Raw genomic sequence first — 18,847 nt, 5'->3', positions numbered from 1 at the left:
GCCTGCTACCGCCCACTCACCTACTGCCCGCCCATACCGGTCGTCGCGACGCCCTGCACGATGCGGCGCTGGAACAGCATGAACACGATCAGCAGGGGCAGTGCCGCGATCATCGCGGAGGCCATGTTCTGCGCGTACTGCACGCCGTAGGCGTCCTTCACCGTGGACAGGCCGACGGGCAGGGTCATGAACTGCGGGTCGGTGGTGATGATGAACGGCCACAGGAAGTTGTTCCACGCGCCGATGAACACGAAGATCGCGACCGCCACGAGGATCGACCTCGACAACGGCAGCACGATGGTCCAGAACAGCCGCCACGATCCGGCACCGTCGATCCGGGCGGCGTCGAGCAGCTCCTGCGGGATCGCGTCGAAGAACCGCTTGAGGATGAACACCATCACGGGCGCCACGACCTGCGGCAGCACGATGCCCGCGAACGTGTCCACGAGCCCCAGCACCTGCATCTCCCGGAACAGCGGCACGATGAGGATCTGCCCCGGCATCATGATCGCCGCGAGCGTGAGCCACTGCATCAGGGCCCGGCCCTTGAAGAGGGTCTGCGAGAACGCGAAGGCCGCCATCGCGGAGATCAGCACGGTGATCGCCGTGACCAGCACGGCCACCACCAGGCTGTTCCACATCCACAGCACCAGGTCGCTGCTGCCGAGCACCTTCTGGTAGGCGTCCAGCGTCCAGCCCATGGTGGGCAGCAACGACGCGGGGAGCGCGGCCTCGGCCTCGTGCTTGAAGCTGGTGACGGCGCCCCACACGAGCGGCACGAGCCAGATGCCGGCCAGTACGGCGAGCGCCGCGAGCGCCCCGGCTCGCGCCCACGGGGACGGGCCGATGGTCAGCCTGGTGAGCGCCTGGTTCTCGGCCCGCTCCTGCAGTGCCTTCGTCCGGCGGACCTCAGCGATGTCGGCGACAGCCATCTCAGGCCTCCTTCCGGGCCGGCAGGAGCCGCACCAGGGTGAATATGAGGATCAGGGCGAAGAACACGTAGGAGATCGCTGAGGCGTAGCCGAGCCGGTAGTTGGTGAAGCCGGTGTCGTAGATGTACTCCAGGATCGGCCGCGTGCTGCCGTTCGGGCCGCCCTTGGTCAGCAGGTAGATCTGGTCGAAGACCTTGAGCGAGGCCAGGAGCTGCAGCACCACGATGACGCCGGTGATCGTGCGTAGCTGGGGCAGCGTGATGGAGAACAGCCGCCGCCAGCCGCCCGCGCCGTCGATGGTCGCCGCCTCGTACTGCTGGGCCGGGATGCTCTGCAGCGCGGCGAGGTACAGCAGGAAGTTGAAGCCGACGGTCCACCACACGGTGACGCCGGCGATGGAGAACATCGCGACGTTCTCGTCGGTGAGCCAGCCCAGCGGCTGGAGGCCCAGGCCGGTCATCCAGGTGTCGAGCAGGCCGATGTCGGGCTGGAACATCCAGTTGCTCAGGTGCCAGACGACGGCACTGGTCAGCAGGTAGGGCGCGAAGAACGACATGCGCCACACCCACTGGCCCGGCAGGCCGGTGTGCACCAGCAGCGCCATGACGAGGGCCACCACCACCAGGGGGATGGTGCTGAGGATGGTGAACCAGACGGTGTGCCAGAGGGTCTGCCAGACCTGCGGGTCGCTGAAGGCCTCGAGGTAGTTGGCGAACCCGATGAACTCGCTGCCGGTACCCGTGAGGCTCTGGTTCGTGAAGCTCATCCACAGGCCGTAGAGCGTGGGCACGACCAGGAAGAGCCCGGTGGCGAGGGCGAACGGCGCGACGAACAGATAACCGGACCTGTCACGTTCGCGCATGGGCTTGCGGGGCGTGGCAGCACGCGTGGGGCGGCGCCCCTCGGCGGACCGCCGGTCGGACAGCGCCGGCCCCGCGGGCGCGGTGACGCCGGTTTTCGAGACAGTCATCGTCGTCCTCTCGATCAGGCGGGGTTGGGCTGGGCGAGGAACCGGTCCATGACGCTCAGCATTCGGGTCACGGCGGTACGGGGAGGCGCGGTGCCCGCCAGGGTGTCCGTCATCGCGTCGGCCATGCGCGTCTGGAAGTCGCTGCCGCCGCCCGTGAACCAGGCATCGGGGTCGAAGACGGCGATCTCGGCGGCGGGCGCGTAGTCGCGCTGCGGCGTGAGCTCCTGGTAGGCGGGGTCCTCGACGATGGGCTGGTAGGCGGGGACGTGCCCCGCCGAGGCCCAGGTGAGGCTCTCCTTGAGGAGGCCGGCGAGCACGCGGTACGTCGCCTCGCGCCCGGCGGGGTCCGGCGTCACCTGCCGCGGCAGCACGAACGCGTGGGAGTCGGCGTAGTTGGCCGGCGTGTCGAAGATCGCCGGGAACTGCGTGGCCCCGACGTCGGGCAGCGCGCCACGGAACATCGGCAGGTCCCACTCCCCGGCGAACATCATGCCCGTGCGCTGCGACATGAAGCGAGCGGCAGCCGCGTTGCCGTCCTGGTTCCGCGCGGCGACCGTGCCGTCGACCATGGCCTGCAGGAACTCGAAGACCTCTGCGGCGGCCTCCTCGTCGAGCGCCGCCGGGCGGCCCGGCGTGAGCTCGTAGTCTCCGCCGTTCTGTGAGTAGAGGCCCCAGAACATGCGCCAGCATCCGGCGGGGTCCCGCTGATAGCCCCAGCCGACGCCCGTCTCACCCGTGACCTCGGCCATCGCGCGGCCTGCCTCGAGGAAGGCGTCCGCCCCCGCGACGGCGTCCAGGTCGAGCTTGCCGTCCGCTCGCGCGAGGCCGGCGTCCTTGATGATCGTCGGGTTGTGGAACGTGATGTACGGGTGGGTGTCCAGCGGCAGGGCATAGAGCTGTCCGTCGTACTGCGCCTTCTGCCACACGGCGGGTGCGAAGTGCTCCTCGCGCACGCCGAGCTGGGCGAGCACGTCCAGGTCGAACGGCTCCAGCAGCCCACCCGGTGCGTACCCGGCCAGCCGCGACAGGTGCATGACGGCGGCCTCGGGCGGCCGTCCACCGGACGACGCCATGGCGAGCTTCGTGTAGTACGGCGGCCCCCACTCGAGCGTCGTCGACTCGACCGCGATACCCGGGTTGGCCGACGCGACGCTTCCCACCATCTCCTGCATGAGCGCGCCGTCACCGCCCGAGAACAGGTCCCAGATCCTGACAGGCGTCTTGCCCGCAGTGGCGGCGCCGGGTGCGGCGCAGCCGGCGAGCGCCCCGCCGAGCGCGACACCGCCGGCGCCCACCAGAGCTGCGCGCAGCACGTCCCGGCGACTCAGGCCGCCGGAGCTCTCTGCCCGACCACGGGTTCTTGACGCGGTCCCAGGGCTTCCTTGCCCCGGGACGGCACGTCCACTTAGCAGGGTCATCGTCGACCTCCAATGGTGCAACGTTGCGCTCCAACGTTGGATCACGATGGACTAGGCACGGCGTCCCGTCAAGGGGCAACGGTGCGGAAGGAAGTGATGGGTTGTCGGAACAAGCGGGCCGCCGCGTCGGCATCAAGGAGGTCGCCGCTGCGGCGGGCGTCTCCTGGAAAACCGTCTCCAACGTTGTGAACGACACGGGCCGCGTCGGGGACGCGACCAGGGCGCGGGTCGAGGCGGTGATCGCCGAGCTGGGCTACCGGCCCAACCTCGCGGGACGCCAGCTACGGCGAGGACGGACCAACACGCTCGCCCTCGCGGTGCCGTGGGTGCACGCGCCGTACTTCTCGGTGCTGGCCCACGAGGTGATCGACGTCGGCAGCTCCCGCGGGTACCGCGTACTGATCGAGGAGACGCGGTCCTCCCGCGACACCGAGCTCGAGGTGGCGCGCGGCTTCGACGTCCAGGCGATCGACGGCATCATCTTCTCGCCCCTGGAGCTGGCCCCCGCCGAGATCGACGAGGTCAGGGGCCCGGTTCCCCTCGTGCTGCTGGGCGAGCGGGCCGACCCGGACCCCGGCCGCGAGCGGCGGACGGACCATGTCAGCATCGACAACGTCGACGCGGCGGCACAGGTCACCACCCACCTGCTGGAGTCAGGACGAAGCAGACTCGGCTTCCTGGGCGCCGAGCCGCCCGGCGCCGGCCGCACCGGCGCGCAGCGTGTCCAGGGATTCCTCGACGCCCACGCCGCCGCCGGCATCGACGTCGACGAGCGCTGGGTGCTCCAGGTCCCCCAGTTCTCGCGCCCGTCGGGAGCCGACGCCGTCGAGCAGGTGCTGCCCCGGATCGGCCAGATCGACGGGCTGGTGTGCGCGAACGACGAGCTCGCCCTCGGGGCGCTGTACGCGCTGCGCCGCAACGGTGTGCGGGTCCCCGCCGACCTCGCCGTGACGGGCTGGGACAACACGGACGACGGCCGGTACTCGAACCCTTCTCTGACCACCGTGGCGCCGGACCTGCGCGCGATCGCCGAGACCGCCGTGGACCGGATCATCGCCCAGCTCGAGAAGCCTTCCGTCGAGCCGGTGGACGCGCTCGTGCCCCATCGCCTGCTGGTCCGGGAGAGCAGTCGCGACTGAGCCCGTGAGCAGGGAGCGGGCCCGACGAGGCGATCCATACGGTTCCGCCGCGGGAGCGCCGTTGACGCGCTGCAGAGACGGCTCAGCGGCGCCTCCCCGTGATACAACGTTGCATTCCTGATCGAAGCCGTGTTGAATCGCCGCGCACCTGTCGTAGACGCAACGGAGCAGCTGATGACCTTCCTCGACCGCTTCTCGCCCGCCGGCGAACCAACGGCCACCGCCGTCCCGCGCCCCGAGTACCCCCGCCCGCAGATGGCCCGCGACCGCTGGCTCAACCTCAACGGCACCTGGCAGTTCGAGATCGACTCGGGCGACTCCGGCCTGGAGCGCGGCCTCGTCGAGCGGCCGCTCCAGAGCGAGATCGTCGTGCCGTTCGCGCCCGAGTCGCAGCTCTCCGGCGTCGAGAACACCGACTTCCTTGAGGCCGTCTGGTACCGCCGCGAGGTCACCGTGCCCGCCGAGTGGTCCGCCGTCGGCGACGACCCGCACGTCCTGCTGCACTTCGGCGCCGTCGACCACGACACCACGGTGTGGGTGGAGGGAACCGAGGTCGTGCGCCACCGCGGCGGGTTCACCCCGTTCACCGCCGACCTGCACGGCATCGCGAGCCCCGGCGACACGGTCACCGTCGTCGTGCGGGCCCGGGACACCCGGCACGGGCCGCAGGCGCGGGGCAAGCAGAGCAACCGCTACGCGAACTTCGAGTGCAACTACACCCGCACCACAGGGATCTGGCAGACCGTGTGGCTGGAGCCCGTGCCCGCCGCGCACCTGCGCCGACCGCGGATCACGCCGGACCTGTCCAGCTCGGCGTTCGACGTCGTCGTGCCGCTCTCCGCGAACCGGCGCGGCCACACGGTGACGGTCACCGTGTCCGACGCCGACGGCGTGGTGGCCACCGCCACCGCCCGCGCCGACCTGGACCTGGCGCCCGCGCTGCGCGCCGTCGTCCCCGCGGAACGCGTGCGCACCTGGGGGCCCGGCGACCCGCACCTGTACGGCGTGGACATCGAGCTGCATGACGCCGACGGCGCCGTCGTCGACGCCGTGCGCTCGTACGCGGGCCTGCGCTCCGTGTCCATCGACGGCCAGGTCGTGCGGATCAACGGCGAGGCGGTGTTCCAGCGGCTCGTCCTGGACCAGGGCTACTGGCCCGAGTCACTGATGACCGCGCCGTCCGACGACGCGCTCGCGCGCGACATCGAGCTGGGACTCGCAGCCGGGTTCAACGGCGCCCGGCTGCACCAGAAGGTCTTCGAGGAGCGCTACCTGTTCCACGCGGACCGGCTGGGCTACCTCGTGTGGGGCGAGTTCGGCGACTGGGGTGTCAGCGGCTACGGCACCCCCGCCGACGGCCAGCGCCCGACGACGTCGTACGTGGCCGAGTGGATGGAGGCGCTGCAGCGCGACCACTCGCACCCGTCGATCATCGGCTGGTGCCCACTCAACGAGACGCACCAGGACCTGCACGACCGCATCACGCAGCTGGACGACGTCACCCGGGCCATGTGGCTCGCCACCAAGGTGGCGGACCCGTCGCGGCCGGTGCTCGACGCCAGCGGCTACTCGCACCGCGTCCTCGAGACCGACATCTGGGACTCCCACCTGTATGAGCAGGAGCCCGCGCAGTTCGCGAAGCTGGTGGGCGGCCTCGCCGAGGGCGCGCCGTACGAGAACGCCCGCGAGAACGGCACCACGATGTCGGTGCCCTACCGCGGCCAGCCGTACTTCGTCAGCGAGTACGGCGGGATCTGGTGGAACCCGGAGGTGGCGGCCACCGCCACGGGAAACTCGCCCGACTCGTGGGGTTACGGCCAGCGCGTCGCGGACGAGGAGGAGTTCCACGCCCGGTTCCGCGGCCTGACCGACGCACTGCTCGGCGACCCGCGCATGTTCGGCTACTGCTACACGCAGCTCACCGACGTGTTCCAGGAGGAGAACGGGGTCTACCGGTTCGACCGCAGCGAGAAGCTCGACGTCGCTCGCGTGCGGGAGGTCCAGGTCCAGGTCGCGGCCATCGAGGTGGCGGACCGCGACGCCGCTGACCAGGCATCCTGACCGGTCGACAGGACCTTGTAGGTCTCTTTAGCCTTTTTCACCACATATCACCCCGTCCACAGGGTCGCTTGAGGGGTGCACAATAGGCCGGTGACGTACCGGTTCCTCAAGCTCATCCTCTCGATCCTCGTGCTCGTGCTTCTGCGCCCGCGCGTCACCGGCCTGCACAACATCCCGAAGCACGGCGCCGTGATCCTGGCGAGCAACCACCTGTCGTTCATCGACTCGCTGCTCATCCCGATCATGGCGCCGCGCCATGTCGCGTTCCTGGCCAAGGCCGAGTACTGGACCGGCAAGGGGATCAAGGGGCGCTTCTCGCGCTGGTTCTTCACCAAGATGGGCGACATCCCGGTGCAGCGGGACGACCCCCGTGCCGGCCAGCGTTCCCTCGAGGACGCGCTGGCCGTGCTGCAGCGCGGTGGAGCGTTCGGCATCTACCCGGAGGGCACCCGCTCGCGCGACGGCAAGCTGCACAAGGGGCACACCGGCGTCGCCTGGCTCGCGCTGACCGGCAAGGCGCCCGTCGTGCCCGTCGCGCTGCTCGGGACGGACAAGGTGAAGCCGATCGGCAAGATGCCGCGGTTCGCACGCGTCGAGCTGCACTTCGGGGTGCCGATCGACCCGTCCCGCCAGATCGCCGCGGGCACCAAGCCCGCCCAGGCCCGGCGCGAGCTGACCGAGCAGGTCATGCAGTCCATCCAGGCCATGAGCGGCCAGGAGCGCGCCGACGACTGACGAGGCCCCTCACTCACCTCCCGCAAGGTAGTCACTTGGGCGAGGAGAGCTACAGGCGGGTGATCCGGATGGCGTCCGCGATGACGTACGCCGTGCCCTGGGTCCAGCGGCTGACCGCCACCACCGTCCGGGTGCCCGCCGTCATGGCGTACGTGCCGAGCGAGAGCCAGGCGCCGCCGCCCGTGGACTGGTCGACGCGGATCGTCGACGAGCCGGTACCGGTGTGGACGATGAACGGGGTCGACGTGTTGTAGCCGGCGATCCCGGGGAACCACGCCTCCACCCGGTACGAGCCGTTGGACGGGATGGTCGCCGAGTACGTCGCCAGGTCGCTGACCTCCGCGGGCGTCGCGTAGCGGTAGCTGGTGCCGTACCGCTCGGCCGAGAAGGACGACGTCTGCCACGACGGTCCCGCCGCGAAGCCGGCTGCTGTGTTGTCCACGATGACGGACCAGCTCGAGCCCGCCAGGGCGGCCGCCACCTCGGAGCGCAGCTGGGGCAGCATCGCGTACAGGACGTCCCCGGGGCAGGCGGTCGCGGTGTAGTCCCGGTGCCCGTAGATCTGCGTCGGCGCGATCCCGTACTGGTCGCAGATGTACGCGCACAGCTCGACGAGGCGGCTCCAGAGCTGCGCGGGCGGCGTCGCGCTCGTGTAGGTGCCCTGGTTCTCGATGCCGATGGCCTGGCTGTTCTGGCCGGGGGCGTGTGCGCCCACCACCGTGCCGCTGCCGTTCCGCAGCCGGGACAGCGATCCGTGCCGTCCCTCCATGACGTACCCGCCGCGGCTCAGCGTGAGGTGCTGGCCGGTGTCCACCCAGCCATTGGCGAAGTGCCACTGCTGGATGTCCCGCGCGATCCGGTACCCGGCGGCCTGCGAGTAGTCGGTGACGTTCGCCGACGCCGTGTGGTGGATCAGGATCTTGTTCGGGTTGGTCGAGACCGTGTCGATGGTGCCCCGCGCGGCTGCGGCGCCCCAGGTGGCGCAGCTCGCGATGGTCGGCGCCGCGACCTCCACGCCGGCCAGCGCGCCTCTGGGCGCGTCGGCAGGGGCCTCCGGGTCCGGCGCGAGCGACGGCGGGGCGTCCCCGTCACGGGCCGGAGCGGCACTCGCCGGCGCCGCACCGGCCGGAGCGGCGACGGCGGGAGCCGCGATCGTCGCACCCGCGGCACCGATGCCGAGGACGACGGCGCTGCGCAACAGGTCACGCCGGCCGAGCGCGGTCCTGTCGGGCGAGGTCGGGTGGGGCAGGGTCCGGTCGGCAGGGCTGTGGTCGTGCGAGTGGTCGTGTGTGTGCACGGGTGTCCTCCACGATCTGGTCACGCTGGGGTCGATCCAGGTCATGTGGAGTATCCAGCCCGGCGGTCACCGCCCGGTACATCACATCTGGGGGATGTCCGCGGTGCGATGGGCACACCGCGCCGCACCAGACACCGCACCCGGTCGGCCTCTGCTCACCTCGCCGCACACCCGTCGGACCCACAGGCCACGCGCGTGGCCTGTGGGTCCGACGGCGGGCGTCGCCCGCAGGGGATCAGGACTCGATGGTCTGCTGGCTCTCCGTCGCGCCCTGACCGATCGGGGTCGCGCCGGCGGTGTGCGCCACCTCGACCTTGCGCGGCTTCGCCTCCTCGCTGACGGGGATCGTCAGGGACAGCACGCCGTCGGCGTACGAGGCGGAGATGCTGTCGAGAGCGAGCCCGCGACCGACCGTGAGCTGCCGTGCGAACGTTCCCGCGGGCCGCTCGCGAACCAGCCACTGGGCGTCGCCGTCGGACCGTTGCGTGCGCTCGGCGCGGACCGTGAGCGTCCGGTCCTCGACCGACACGTCGATGGTGCCGGGGTCGACGCCGGGCAGGTCCATCGACAGGACGTAGTGGTCACCCGTGCGGAACAGGTCCATCGGCATGCCGCCGGACTGCCGTGCGTTGCCGGCGACGGTGCCGAACAGCCGGTCCATCTCCTGGAACGGGTCCCAGTAGGTAGCCATCGCGCATCACCTCCTACGACGATGCGGCCCTGGCCCTTCCAGGGCCGCAGCGCTCGACGGCGGGCTGTCCGCCGTCCGGCTACGCCACCAATTCTGGCACTCTCACCCCGAGAGTGCCAAGAGGGAACCCGGTCGATCACTTCCGGCGAACGCCTCCGGCGGGCCACCGCCGTCAGGCCGCGGCGCGGCCCGTCAGCCCCACGCGTTCGAGCAGGTCAAGAGCCGGCCGGTGCTTGTTGAACGTGTACACGTGCACACCGGGCGCCCCGGCGTCGAGCACCTCGCGCGCGAGCGCGGTGGAGTACTGCAGGCCGTGCTCGTGCTGCGCCTCGGGGTCGACGGCGCCGTCGGGCGCGGTGAGCCGGTCGAGGTCCCGTAGGAGGTCGGAAGGGGCCGCGACGCCCGTGAGCTCCTCGACGCGACGCAGCCGGCGTGCCTCCGTGGCGGGCAGGATCCCGGCGAGGATCGGTATGGTCACGCCCGCCGAGCGCGCCGCCTCGAGGAACCCGGTGTAGGACTCGGCCCGGTAGAAGAACTGGGTGATCGCGAAGCTCGCGCCCGCCTCCTGCTTCTCCAGCAGCCGCCGGACCTCCTGGTCGCGGGTGGTGCCGGCGCCGGGGTTGCCGTCCGGGAACGTCGCCACGGCGATGGTGAGCGGCCGGGTGGCGGCCCGCAGGGCAGCGCTCGCGTCAGCGGCGACCCGGCGCTGGTCCACCTGGGTGAGCAGGCGGACCAGGTCGACACTGGACCGCACACCGTCGGCCGGCGGGTTCCAGTTCGGCTCGTCGCGCGGCGGGTCCCCCCGCAGGGCGAGGAAGGAGCGCACGCCGGCCTCGAGGAACTCGTCGATCACCTCGGAGACGTCCTCACGGGACGCGCCGACGCAGGTCAGGTGGGCCACCGGCAGCACCGGCGTACCCCGGAGGAGGGTGGCGAGCACCTCGCGCGAGGTCGCCCGGTCACCCCCGGCCGCACCGTAGGTGACGGACACGAAGTCCGGGCGTGCCGCCACGAGCCGCTGCGCCGTCTCCCAGAAGTTGGGCGCGGCCTCGGGCCGACGCGGAGGCATCAGCTCGAACGACACTGTGGGGCGGTGCGGATATCCCTCGACGACCATGGCTGCTCCATCGAACCTGGCGTGAGCACCTTACGTCCACGCGCCACGGCTGCGGGCAGGAAGTCTGCAGGTTGCTGCGGTGTCAGGGAGCCAGGACTCTCGACCGCTCTGGATGGGTTCGCCACCATGCTAAGCGCATGTCCACCACTGGGACAGATTTCGTCCGGTGATCGAGACGGCCTGGTCCACCGACTGCTCGCTCCTCCGCGCGGCTACTTCACCGACCCCGAGACCAGGCCGCCCACCAGCCGCTTCTCGATGGCCATGAACAGGATCACGACGGGCACGATCGCCACGACGGACACCCCGAAGACGTAGTGCCACGACGTCTCGTACTGGCCCACGAACTTGGTCAGCGCCACCGACAACGGCTGGTTCCCCGCCGTCGTCAGCAGCACGAGCGAGGCCGCGAACTCGTTCCAGGACGCGACGAACGTGAACACGACGGCGGTCACGATCCCGGGCCACACGAGCGGCAGGTTGATCTTCGTCAGGACGGTGAAGGTGCCGGCGCCGTCCAGCTGCGCCGCCTCGTCGACCTCCTTCGGGATGCCCGCGAAGAAGCTGTGCATGATCCAGACCGCGAACGACAGGTTGAACGCGGCGTTGACCAGGATCATCGCCGCCCAGGTATCGAGGATCCCCCACGCGATGAACTGCCGGAAGAGGCCCGAGGTCAGGACGGCCGGCTGCACCATCTGGGTCACGATCACGAGGAACAGGAAGACGAGTCGCCCCGGGAACCGGAACCGCGCCGTGTAGTAGGACGCGGGCAACGCGACGGCGAGCACGAGGAGCGTGGCGCACAGCGAGATCACCAGGGTGGAGATCAGGTTCTGCAGCAGCGGCGTCTCGGGGGTGGACCACATCGTGGCGTAGTTCTCCCAGTGCCACTCCGTGGGGAAGTAGGTGGGGTCGACGGACCTGATCTCGGCCTTCGTCTTCACCGAGCCGAAGAACATGATCAGGTACGGGAGCAGGAACACCACCAGCACGACGAGCCCGGCGAGCATGCGCAGGAGCAGGGACCCCAGGGGCACCTGGTCCGCGGTGTACTTCCGCACGCGCGTCCGGTCGCCCGACGTCGGGCGGGCCGCCTTGCGCGGGGCCGTACCCGGCTCGGTGATCGCGGCCATCAGACCTCCTCCAGGGGGCGGACGACCCGCACGTAGATGGCGACGATCCCGATGACCACCAGGAACGCGATGACGGACAGCGCGCTGGCCAGGTCGATCTGCCGCTGGTTCTGCATGTACTTGAAGATCATGGTCATGACGGTGTCGGCGTCGTACCCGGGTATGGAGCCCGTCATGACGCGCAGGATCGGCAGCGAGTTGAACACGTTGATGATGTTGATCAGCACCGCCACCGACACCGCGCTCCGCAGCTGCGGCAGCACGACGCTGAAGTACGTCCGCACCCCGCTCGCGCCGTCGATGCGCGCGGCCTCGACGGTCTCGCCGGGAACGGTCTGCAGCCCGGCCAGGATCGTGTAGGTGGTGAACGGCAGCGACACGAAGACGGCGACCGCCATGGCCCACGCGAACGCGGTGCCCGCGTGCCGGGTCCAGCCGTAGCCCTCGGGCGTGTCGATCAGGCCGATGTCCACGAGGAACGAGTTGATGATGCCGAAGTACGGCTCGAGGCCGTAGTGCACCACCAGCGTCGTCATGACCACGCTGGCGGCCCAGGGCACGATCACGGCCATCCGTACGAGACGGCGACCCGGGAACGCCTTGTTCAGCAGCGCCGCGAGCGCGAGCGACCCGAACAGCGTGCAGGCCACGACGACGACCACCCAGACGACCGTCCGCCCGAGAATCGGCCAGAAGTACTGGAAGCCGACCACCGCCGCGAAGTTCGCGAGGCCGACACCTCCGTCGTCCAGGCCGCTCTGCGTGATGTCGCGTGTCGAGTTCCAGAGCATCAGGCCGATCGGGAACAGGACCACTGCCGCAATGAGTGCGACCGCGGGCCCGATCCACGGCAGGGCCTTCAACAGGTCCTTCACCAGGTTCCCCGTGCTTTCCGTGCTAGTTCGTCTGTGGTCCCGTGCGGGGTGTGCGGTCCTTCGCACGCCCCGCACGGCGGTCTTCCGAGGCGTCAGCCCTCGTCGACCCGCGCCTGGATCTCGGTCAGGACGTCCTGCGCCGACTTGTCGCCGCCGAGCTGGCCGAACAGCGCCTTGAACGCGGAGTCCGCGGCGTTCCAGTCCGGGTTGGTGCTCGGGTAGAACTGCGCGTCCGGCAGCCCCTCGAGGAACGGGGCGAGCGCCTCGTCGTCGGCGAGCTGCTCCGAGGCCGACAGGGTGGTGGGCAGGAAGCCCTCGGCCTGGACCCACGGGACGTAGACGTCGGCGGTGTACAGGTAGTCGAAGAAGGAGGTGATGGCCTCCTGCTTGTCGCCGTCGTTCTTGAAGGCCATGAGGTGGTCGGCCACGCCCAGCGTGAACGGCTCGCCGTCCTTGGTCGGGATCGGGTGGATCGAGTACTCGAGGTCCGGGTTGTCGCTCTCGATCTGGCCGACGCTCGGCGGCAGGCCGATCTGCATGCCGATCTTGCCCTGGACGAAGATGTCGAAGAGCGGGCTGCGGTCGGTCGCGCCGGCGTCGGCCTGCGTGGCGCCCTCGTCGATCATCTTCTTGATGAACTCGGCGCCCTCGAGGTTCTCCGGGGTGTCGATGGTGATCGCCTCGGCGTCCCCGAAGGATCCGCCGCCGCCCCACAGCCACACCGCTGCCTCGGCCTGGGCCTCCTCGGAACCGAGCGGCATGCCGTAGCCGGCCACGCCACCACCGAGCTCCGAGACCTTCTTGGCGGACTCGAGCAGCTCGTCCCAGGTGGCGGGCACCTCGGCGCCCGCCTCCTCGAGGAGCGCGTCGTTGACGAACAGCGCACGCGAGGAAGCGATCCACGGCAGGCCGTAAGTGGTGCCGTCGACCTGGGCGTTGTCCAGGAACGAGGGCTGGAAGCTGGCGTAGGTCTCGTCGGACGTGACCTCGTCCACCGGGTACAGCAGCTCGTCCTCGGCAAAGCCGGCGAACGGACCACCGTTGTAGATGTCGGGTGCGTCGCCGCCCTGGATGCGGGTGGCGATGACCGATTCGAGGTTGTCCCAGGACTCGACCTGGAGGTTGACCTGGACGTCGGGGTTCTCTTCCTCGAACCCGGCGATCACGTCGTTCCACAGCCCCTGCGTGGCATCGGAGTAGCTGGGGACGAGCAGGTCGAGCGTGGTTCCGTCACCACTCTCTTCTCCGCCGCCGGAGCCGCCGAACCCGCAGGCTGTCAGTCCGGTTGTCGCGGCCAGCGTGATCGCCATGATCCCGCCGAGCCTCTTGTACTGGGCCATTGCCGTCCCTCTCCTTCGTGGTGGTGCAGGTCACGTTTTCACTTGACCCATAATCTGTCAATGGTTCTAACAAACCTGTGACACACAGGTGACACGGTGACCCAGGAAGGCCCACGAGCCCAGCGAGGAAGCCAGAAAGGAGGGCCGCAGCACGATGCTGCGACCCTCCTTCGGTGTGCCTCCGGGCTGGCGCCGGCGGCCTGGCGACCCGCCTGTGCGATCAGCAGCCGCAACCGCCCGGGACGCCCTGTCCGATCCACGCCACGGAGTTGGCGAGGCGGGAGGTACCCGGGTAGGTGACCTTCCACCATCCCTTGCGGGACTCCACGACCGTGGAGACCCGGGCGTCGGACCCGATCCTCAGGCTCCGTACGAACACAGCCTTCTTCTCGCCCCGCGGGCCGTCCGCGTCGAACGACAGGTGTGCCGTACCCCGTGGGACCAGGTCCCACGCGAGCACCCCGCCGCCGACGGTCAGCTGCCGCACGGTGGCGTCGATCCGTGCAGGACGTCCGTCGGTCGCCTGCGTGGTGATGGCGCCGTCGGTCTGGGTCGCGCGGCGGATCCGCACCGTGCTGCCCTGGTCCACGTCGACGAGGTGCCGAACCCGGGTGCCGTCAGGCTTGAGCACCACCGTGAACACCTCGACGCCCACGTGGTACGTCCCCGGGTGGATGACCGCCCCGTTGAAGACCAGGGTGCCCCGGCTCCGGAACCCGGTGGAGCTGCGCTCCATCTCGATCGTGCGCACGCGCACCTGCCGGTGGCTGATCTTCTTCACCGTGACCTCGGCCCGCGCGCCCAGCATGGTGCCGCCGGACGCATCGAGCGCGACGGAGTACCTGACCGTCGCGGGGTCGAGCTCCTGCTCGGGCACGGAGCCGCCGACCGTGGAGCCCCACGCGGACATCGACGTGGTGACGGTGGTGCCGCCGGACCGGTGGACATCGACGACCGGCGGCGTCGACGACTGCGCCGACGGGGCCGCGACCAGGCCCCCGGCCAGGAGGGTCGCAGAGGTGGCCAGTGCCACGAGGCCGCGGCGGAAGAGGGTGGTGCGGTGTGCGCTGGGGAATGACATCTGGGTTCCTGTCTCTTCGACGAGACCTGTCCCGGCGGGGCGCCCATCGCCTCGCCGTCGGGCTCTCACCACCACGTACGGACGGGAGAGCAGAAACGTTGTAGCCGTCCACGCACACGATCGCCTGGCCGGTCGGAACCGGCCAGGCGATCGTGGTGCCGGCGCTGCCTACCGCTCGGTGGCGCCGATCATCGGCAGCCCGAACGACAGCCCGACGGCGAGGATGCCGGCGACGAACAGGTACGGCGCGGACGGGCCCTGGTCTGCCCCGCCGATGGCGATCAGCGCGAGCCCCGCTGCGAACAGCACGAAGCACATGATCGCGCGAACCAGCAGGGTCGCCGTGGGCTCCTGCTTCTGCCTGCGGGCCACCTCGAAGTCACTCATGAGGCAAATCTACCGCCCTCTCAGCTCGTGCTCACGGCCAGCTCGCCGACCAGCCCGTTGACGGTGACCGTCACCGTGGCCCGGCCGGTCCGCAAGGCGGTCAGCTCGTGGGTGTCCGGGTGGAGGGCGAGCACGGCACCGCGGGCGCAGTCGCGCAGGGCGGCGCGTCCGGTCCGGTCCGTGGTGCACACCCGCTCGCCACCCCAGGCCGACGAGACCGGCCACGCGACCGGCACCTCCCGCGTCCCGTCCTGCACGACGACGGCGCGCACCGCGGCGGACTCGCCCACCATCAGCGACTCGGGACCGGAGACGGTGACCGCCTCGGCACGCGTGTTGACCTCCCAGCCCAGCCACTGTCCCTTGCCGCCGGCGCCCGACGCCGGACGGATACCCAGCATCGACCAGCCGGTGAAGCCGCCGTCGGCCGGGGTGCTCGCCGGACCCTTGCCGGAGTTGCCGTTGACCAGGTACGGGACGCCGTCCTGCGTGCTCGCGTGGAACACGCCGACGTGCGAACCCACCGAGGCGATCGACTTGCCCGACCTCTCCTCGAAGTCCTCGAACCAGCCACGCAGCGTGTCGGCCTCGAGACGGTCGGTGAGCTGGCTGGCCTTGGTCGGCAGCGGGTCGTCCAGCGGGTGGTGCGCGAACACCACGACTCCCGTGACCGAGCGATCGGTCGTGGCCTCGTCGAGCGCGTCGCGCAGCATCCGCACCTGGTCGAAGTCCGCACCCAGGCGGCCGGCCGACGAGTCGAGCATGACGAGGCGCGTCGTTCCGCCGGCCCGGCCAGGCGTCGGTACGTCGAGCACCCGGGTCCGCTCACCGAACTCCTCCTCGAAGTTCGTGATCGAGCCACCCATGACCTCGTGGTTGCCGGGCAGGTAGTACCAGGGGAAGTCCGCGTCGCCGAGCTCCTCGGTCAGGACCCGGCGGGCGAGGTCGAAGTCCTCCGGCGCGGCCTCGTCGACCAGGTCACCATTGATGACCAGGAGGTCCGGGTCGTCGGCGACGATCTCGCGGAGGGCGTCGCGTGCGCCGGCCACCGCGCCCGACCCGGGGTCCCGCGCGACGAACTGGGCGTCGGACAGCACCGCCACGCGCAGGGGCGCGTCGTCGGTGGCGCCGTCCGCGGTCACCGTCCCGTCCTCGACCCGGGGAGGCTCCGGCACGTCCACGGCGGGCGGGACCTGTGCCGTGATCCGGGAGAACGTCAGCGCACCGGAGTACTGGTCGCCGGCGGCCGTCTCCAGGGCGCGGATCCGCTGCAGCTTCAGGGGGAACGCGACGCCGTCGGGCACCGGGAACGTGACCTGCCGCCAGCCGGTCCAGGTGACGTCGGGGCCGTTGAGCTGCGTGACGACGCCGTCACCCTGCCGCACCTGCAGGCGCAGCCAGGCGCCCTTGCCGTCGCCGTCGACCCACATGCTCACCGCACGCGGTGAGCCGGGGAGCTCCCGCCCGCCGGCTGCTGCCTCCGGCAGCACCGCGTACTGGCCACGCGTCGCCGTGGACCTGGTGAAGTCGTAGGTCATGCGCAGGCCCGCCGCGCCGTCGTGCCCGTCCGCGGACGCCAGGGAGCCTCCGGGTGCCCGGTCGTTCGCCGATGTCCAGGAGGCGGCGTCGGCGAAGTCCGCGACGACGTCCTCCTCCAGGCTGACGGTCACCGCGACCTCTGTCGTCAGCTCCTCGCCGTCGGGTCCCGGCACGGACAGCTCGAAGGTGGTGCCGCCCACCGGGGCCAGCGCGCGGACCTCGAAGGACCCGTCGGCCGCAGCAACGAGCTCGACGACCGGGGCGTCGGCGGGCTCGACCACCGATACGGTCACGTCCCGCGCCTCGATCGGCGCGGCGAAGCCCTGCGCGTCGTAGCCGGTCAGGACCAGCGGCGCCGTCGCGTCGGCGTCGTCCAGCCCGATGACCGGGGTGGCCACGCTGGTCCGGACCAGGGGGCCGAGCACCTCGACCTCGGTCGTCCCGGTCGCGAGCCCGGACCGGCCCAGGGACGCGGCGGTCACGACGGTGCTGCCCGGCCTGCGCCCGGTCACCACGCCGTCCCGCACCGAAGCGACGGACCCGTTGCGCGTCCGCCACGACGGTTCGGTGGCGACGGGGGACATCGTCTCGTCGTAGCCCTTGCCGACCAGCGTGCGGTGCAGGCCGGGGAAGACACGGTCGGCGTCGGCGGCCGGGACGGCGGTGCGCACGTCGAAGGCCGCGACGCGGCCCGAGCCGGCCGCCACGAACAGGCCGAGGCCGTTCGCGTCGGAGCGCTCGTAGCCGTCCGACGGGCTGTTCAGGATCGTGGTGCCGGTGTCACCGGGCATGCGGGCGACCATCTCGGAGGAGCCGCCCCCGTCGAGGTTGATCGCGTCGTCGGCGCCGAGCTGGGCCATCAGCTCGCCCAGCTCGTAGAGGTTCATCCCGGTGCTGTGGCTCTGCCGGCCGTCGACCACCACGAAGTACGCGCGGGTACCGGTCTCGTCGAAGCCGACGGCGGTCCGCGGGTGCCGCAGCTCGACGTGGTCGCCGGTGGCAGACGTGACCTCACCGTCCTCCAGCAGCGGGTCCTCGGCCCCGCCGCCGATCGCCACGGCGACGTCGCCCGCGTCCTCGCGCAGGCCGTAGGCCACGTCGACCTGATCGCCCGGCCGCAGGCCCGCGAGCGCGTCTGCCGCGGCCCCGGGCCGCGCCACGAGGGCGCGCGTCCCGTCCGGCAGCTGCCCGCCGCCAGGCCGGCCGACGGCGGTGACGGTGCCGTCGGTGTCGACGATCACCTCGACACCCTGCTCCCCCGCTGCCAGCGGGCGCGCACGGGTGAAGGTGCCCCAGCCGGCGTCGTACACGGCGACGCCGCCGGCGGGCAGGGCGGTCACGTTGAGGCCGCTGACGGGGACGTCGCCGCCCGGTTCCCAGGTCACCGAGCCCTCGAGGAAGATCTGCGCGAGCCTGCCCGCGCCGTCCGACCCGAACGCCACCGAACGCTCTCGACCGGGGGACGCGGACTTGACCAGCGTGCCGTCGTCGACGGCCACGCCGAGCGCGGCACCGGAGTTGTTGATGTCGAAGTAGTCGCCGTTGATCGCGGCGATCGCGCCCCGGGAGGCCGCCATCTCGGAGACCGTTGCGTTGCCGGCCACGTGGTCCGGGCCGACGTAGCCGACCTGCACCTTCCCGCGCTGCCCCGCTCCGGCTGCCGACGTGCCGAGCTCCGCGACCAGCACCTCACCGCTGAGCCAGCCGTCCTCGCCCATGCGCGCGAACCGCGTGAGCTCCAGGCCGGGCGCGATGCGCTGCTCGTCGCGGCGCGTGACGATGGCGTCGCCGTTGTCGTCCAGAGCGAGATGGGTGACATCTGCGGAAATTTCGACAGGCTTGCCGGAGCGGGACGGAACGCTCGCGAAGGGCTCCGGAGCCATCAGCGCGGCGCTGCTGCGCGGGACGTCCTCGGGCGAGGGCGACGGCGCGGCAGCGGCGCCGATTCCCGGAACCACCACGAGGGCTGCCGCGATGGTGCAGGTCAGCGCGTTGGTCAAGGTTTTGTGCGGTGTTACCGGGGACACTGCGGGCGCGACTCGTCGCATGCTCGATCCTTCTGGGGGGTCGGGGGGAGCGTTCAGCGGCAGCGTTGCGCGGCGAGGTTATGACCCGGCGGCGGGAGTGTG

General features: G+C 70.9%; 15 protein-coding genes. 3 read left to right on the top strand and 12 right to left on the bottom strand.

Annotation, left to right across the window (positions count from 1 at the left end):
- Positions 1-20: 20 nt before the first annotated feature.
- Genes LUM46_RS14335 through LUM46_RS14325 form a run of 3 tightly spaced genes read right to left on the bottom strand, consistent with a single transcriptional unit; the run spans position 21 to position 3,215 of the window.
- On the bottom strand, positions 21-932 hold the full coding sequence (locus LUM46_RS14335) for a carbohydrate ABC transporter permease (protein WP_274994745.1): 912 nt from the start codon (positions 930-932) through the stop codon (positions 21-23).
- Between the two features lies 1 nt (position 933).
- The gene (locus LUM46_RS14330; RefSeq protein ID WP_274994744.1) at positions 934-1,902 is read right to left on the bottom strand and encodes a carbohydrate ABC transporter permease; all 969 of its coding nucleotides are present in this window, start codon (positions 1,900-1,902) and stop codon (positions 934-936) included.
- Between the two features lie 14 nt (positions 1,903-1,916).
- Positions 1,917-3,215, bottom strand: coding sequence for an extracellular solute-binding protein (locus LUM46_RS14325; protein WP_274994743.1), 1,299 nt, complete (start codon positions 3,213-3,215; stop codon positions 1,917-1,919).
- A gap of 206 nt (positions 3,216-3,421) precedes the next feature.
- On the opposite strand from LUM46_RS14325, the gene LUM46_RS14320 reads away from it, so the two are divergent.
- From LUM46_RS14320 to LUM46_RS14310, 3 genes are all read left to right on the top strand, one after another.
- Positions 3,422-4,459, top strand: a complete 1,038-nt coding sequence (locus LUM46_RS14320; protein WP_274994742.1) for a LacI family DNA-binding transcriptional regulator — start codon at positions 3,422-3,424, stop codon at positions 4,457-4,459.
- Positions 4,460-4,633: 174 nt separating this feature from the next.
- Complete coding sequence (locus tag LUM46_RS14315; RefSeq protein WP_274994741.1) at positions 4,634-6,520, top strand: glycoside hydrolase family 2 protein; 1,887 nt, start codon at positions 4,634-4,636, stop codon at positions 6,518-6,520.
- A gap of 90 nt (positions 6,521-6,610) precedes the next feature.
- Positions 6,611-7,255 carry a lysophospholipid acyltransferase family protein gene (locus LUM46_RS14310; protein WP_274994740.1) on the top strand — a complete coding sequence of 215 codons (645 nt, stop codon included), beginning with the start codon at positions 6,611-6,613 and terminating at the stop codon, positions 7,253-7,255.
- A 49-nt stretch (positions 7,256-7,304) separates the two neighbouring features.
- On the opposite strand, the gene LUM46_RS14305 is transcribed toward LUM46_RS14310, so the two are convergent.
- The 9 genes from LUM46_RS14305 to LUM46_RS14265 form a co-directional block, all read right to left on the bottom strand.
- Positions 7,305-8,552 (bottom strand): golvesin C-terminal-like domain-containing protein, encoded by a 1,248-nt coding sequence (locus LUM46_RS14305; protein ID WP_274994739.1) that lies wholly within the window; start codon positions 8,550-8,552, stop codon positions 7,305-7,307.
- Between the two features lie 235 nt (positions 8,553-8,787).
- Positions 8,788-9,243: an Hsp20/alpha crystallin family protein gene (locus tag LUM46_RS14300; RefSeq protein WP_274994736.1), complete on the bottom strand. Its 456-nt coding sequence runs from the start codon at positions 9,241-9,243 to the stop codon at positions 8,788-8,790.
- Positions 9,244-9,415: 172 nt separating this feature from the next.
- Positions 9,416-10,360: a methylenetetrahydrofolate reductase gene (locus tag LUM46_RS14295; RefSeq protein WP_274994735.1), complete on the bottom strand. Its 945-nt coding sequence runs from the start codon at positions 10,358-10,360 to the stop codon at positions 9,416-9,418.
- Positions 10,361-10,572: 212 nt separating this feature from the next.
- Entirely contained in the window at positions 10,573-11,496 is a 924-nt protein-coding gene (locus LUM46_RS14290; protein ID WP_274994734.1) for a carbohydrate ABC transporter permease, read from the bottom strand.
- Positions 11,496-12,371, bottom strand: coding sequence for a carbohydrate ABC transporter permease (locus LUM46_RS14285; protein WP_274994733.1), 876 nt, complete (start codon positions 12,369-12,371; stop codon positions 11,496-11,498). Before LUM46_RS14285 ends, LUM46_RS14290 begins: the two co-directional genes overlap by 1 nt.
- A 92-nt stretch (positions 12,372-12,463) precedes the next feature.
- Positions 12,464-13,711: an extracellular solute-binding protein gene (locus LUM46_RS14280; protein WP_274994732.1), complete on the bottom strand. Its 1,248-nt coding sequence runs from the start codon at positions 13,709-13,711 to the stop codon at positions 12,464-12,466.
- A gap of 220 nt (positions 13,712-13,931) precedes the next feature.
- Positions 13,932-14,792, bottom strand: coding sequence for a hypothetical protein (locus tag LUM46_RS14275; protein ID WP_274994731.1), 861 nt, complete (start codon positions 14,790-14,792; stop codon positions 13,932-13,934).
- 168 nt (positions 14,793-14,960) lie between these two features.
- Complete coding sequence (locus tag LUM46_RS14270) at positions 14,961-15,179, bottom strand: hypothetical protein (protein ID WP_274994730.1); 219 nt, start codon at positions 15,177-15,179, stop codon at positions 14,961-14,963.
- Between the two features lie 20 nt (positions 15,180-15,199).
- Entirely contained in the window at positions 15,200-18,718 is a 3,519-nt protein-coding gene (locus LUM46_RS14265; RefSeq protein WP_274994729.1) for a phosphodiester glycosidase family protein, read from the bottom strand.
- Positions 18,719-18,847: the final 129 nt, after the last annotated feature.

This window comes from Promicromonospora iranensis (assembly GCF_028994805.1).
Taxonomy (GTDB): Bacteria; Actinomycetota; Actinomycetes; order Actinomycetales; family Cellulomonadaceae; genus Promicromonospora; species Promicromonospora iranensis.
The sequence above is the reverse complement of the archived record's forward strand: the minus strand, read 5'-3'. Positions and strand labels throughout refer to the sequence as shown.

Excerpts from the sequence above, each read along its gene's own strand:
- LUM46_RS14335 (WP_274994745.1), bottom strand. The coding sequence starts at position 932 with ATGGCTGTCGCCGACATCGCTGAGGTCCGCCGGACGAAGGCACTGCAG.
- LUM46_RS14330 (WP_274994744.1), bottom strand. The coding sequence starts at position 1,902 with ATGACTGTCTCGAAAACCGGCGTCACCGCGCCCGCGGGGCCGGCGCTG.
- LUM46_RS14315 (WP_274994741.1), top strand. The coding sequence starts at position 4,634 with ATGACCTTCCTCGACCGCTTCTCGCCCGCCGGCGAACCAACGGCCACC.
- LUM46_RS14300 (WP_274994736.1), bottom strand. The coding sequence starts at position 9,243 with ATGGCTACCTACTGGGACCCGTTCCAGGAGATGGACCGGCTGTTCGGC.
- LUM46_RS14295 (WP_274994735.1), bottom strand. The coding sequence starts at position 10,360 with ATGGTCGTCGAGGGATATCCGCACCGCCCCACAGTGTCGTTCGAGCTG.
- LUM46_RS14290 (WP_274994734.1), bottom strand. The coding sequence starts at position 11,496 with ATGGCCGCGATCACCGAGCCGGGTACGGCCCCGCGCAAGGCGGCCCGC.
- LUM46_RS14280 (WP_274994732.1), bottom strand. The coding sequence starts at position 13,711 with ATGGCCCAGTACAAGAGGCTCGGCGGGATCATGGCGATCACGCTGGCC.
- LUM46_RS14275 (WP_274994731.1), bottom strand. The coding sequence starts at position 14,792 with ATGTCATTCCCCAGCGCACACCGCACCACCCTCTTCCGCCGCGGCCTC.
- LUM46_RS14270 (WP_274994730.1), bottom strand. The coding sequence starts at position 15,179 with ATGAGTGACTTCGAGGTGGCCCGCAGGCAGAAGCAGGAGCCCACGGCG.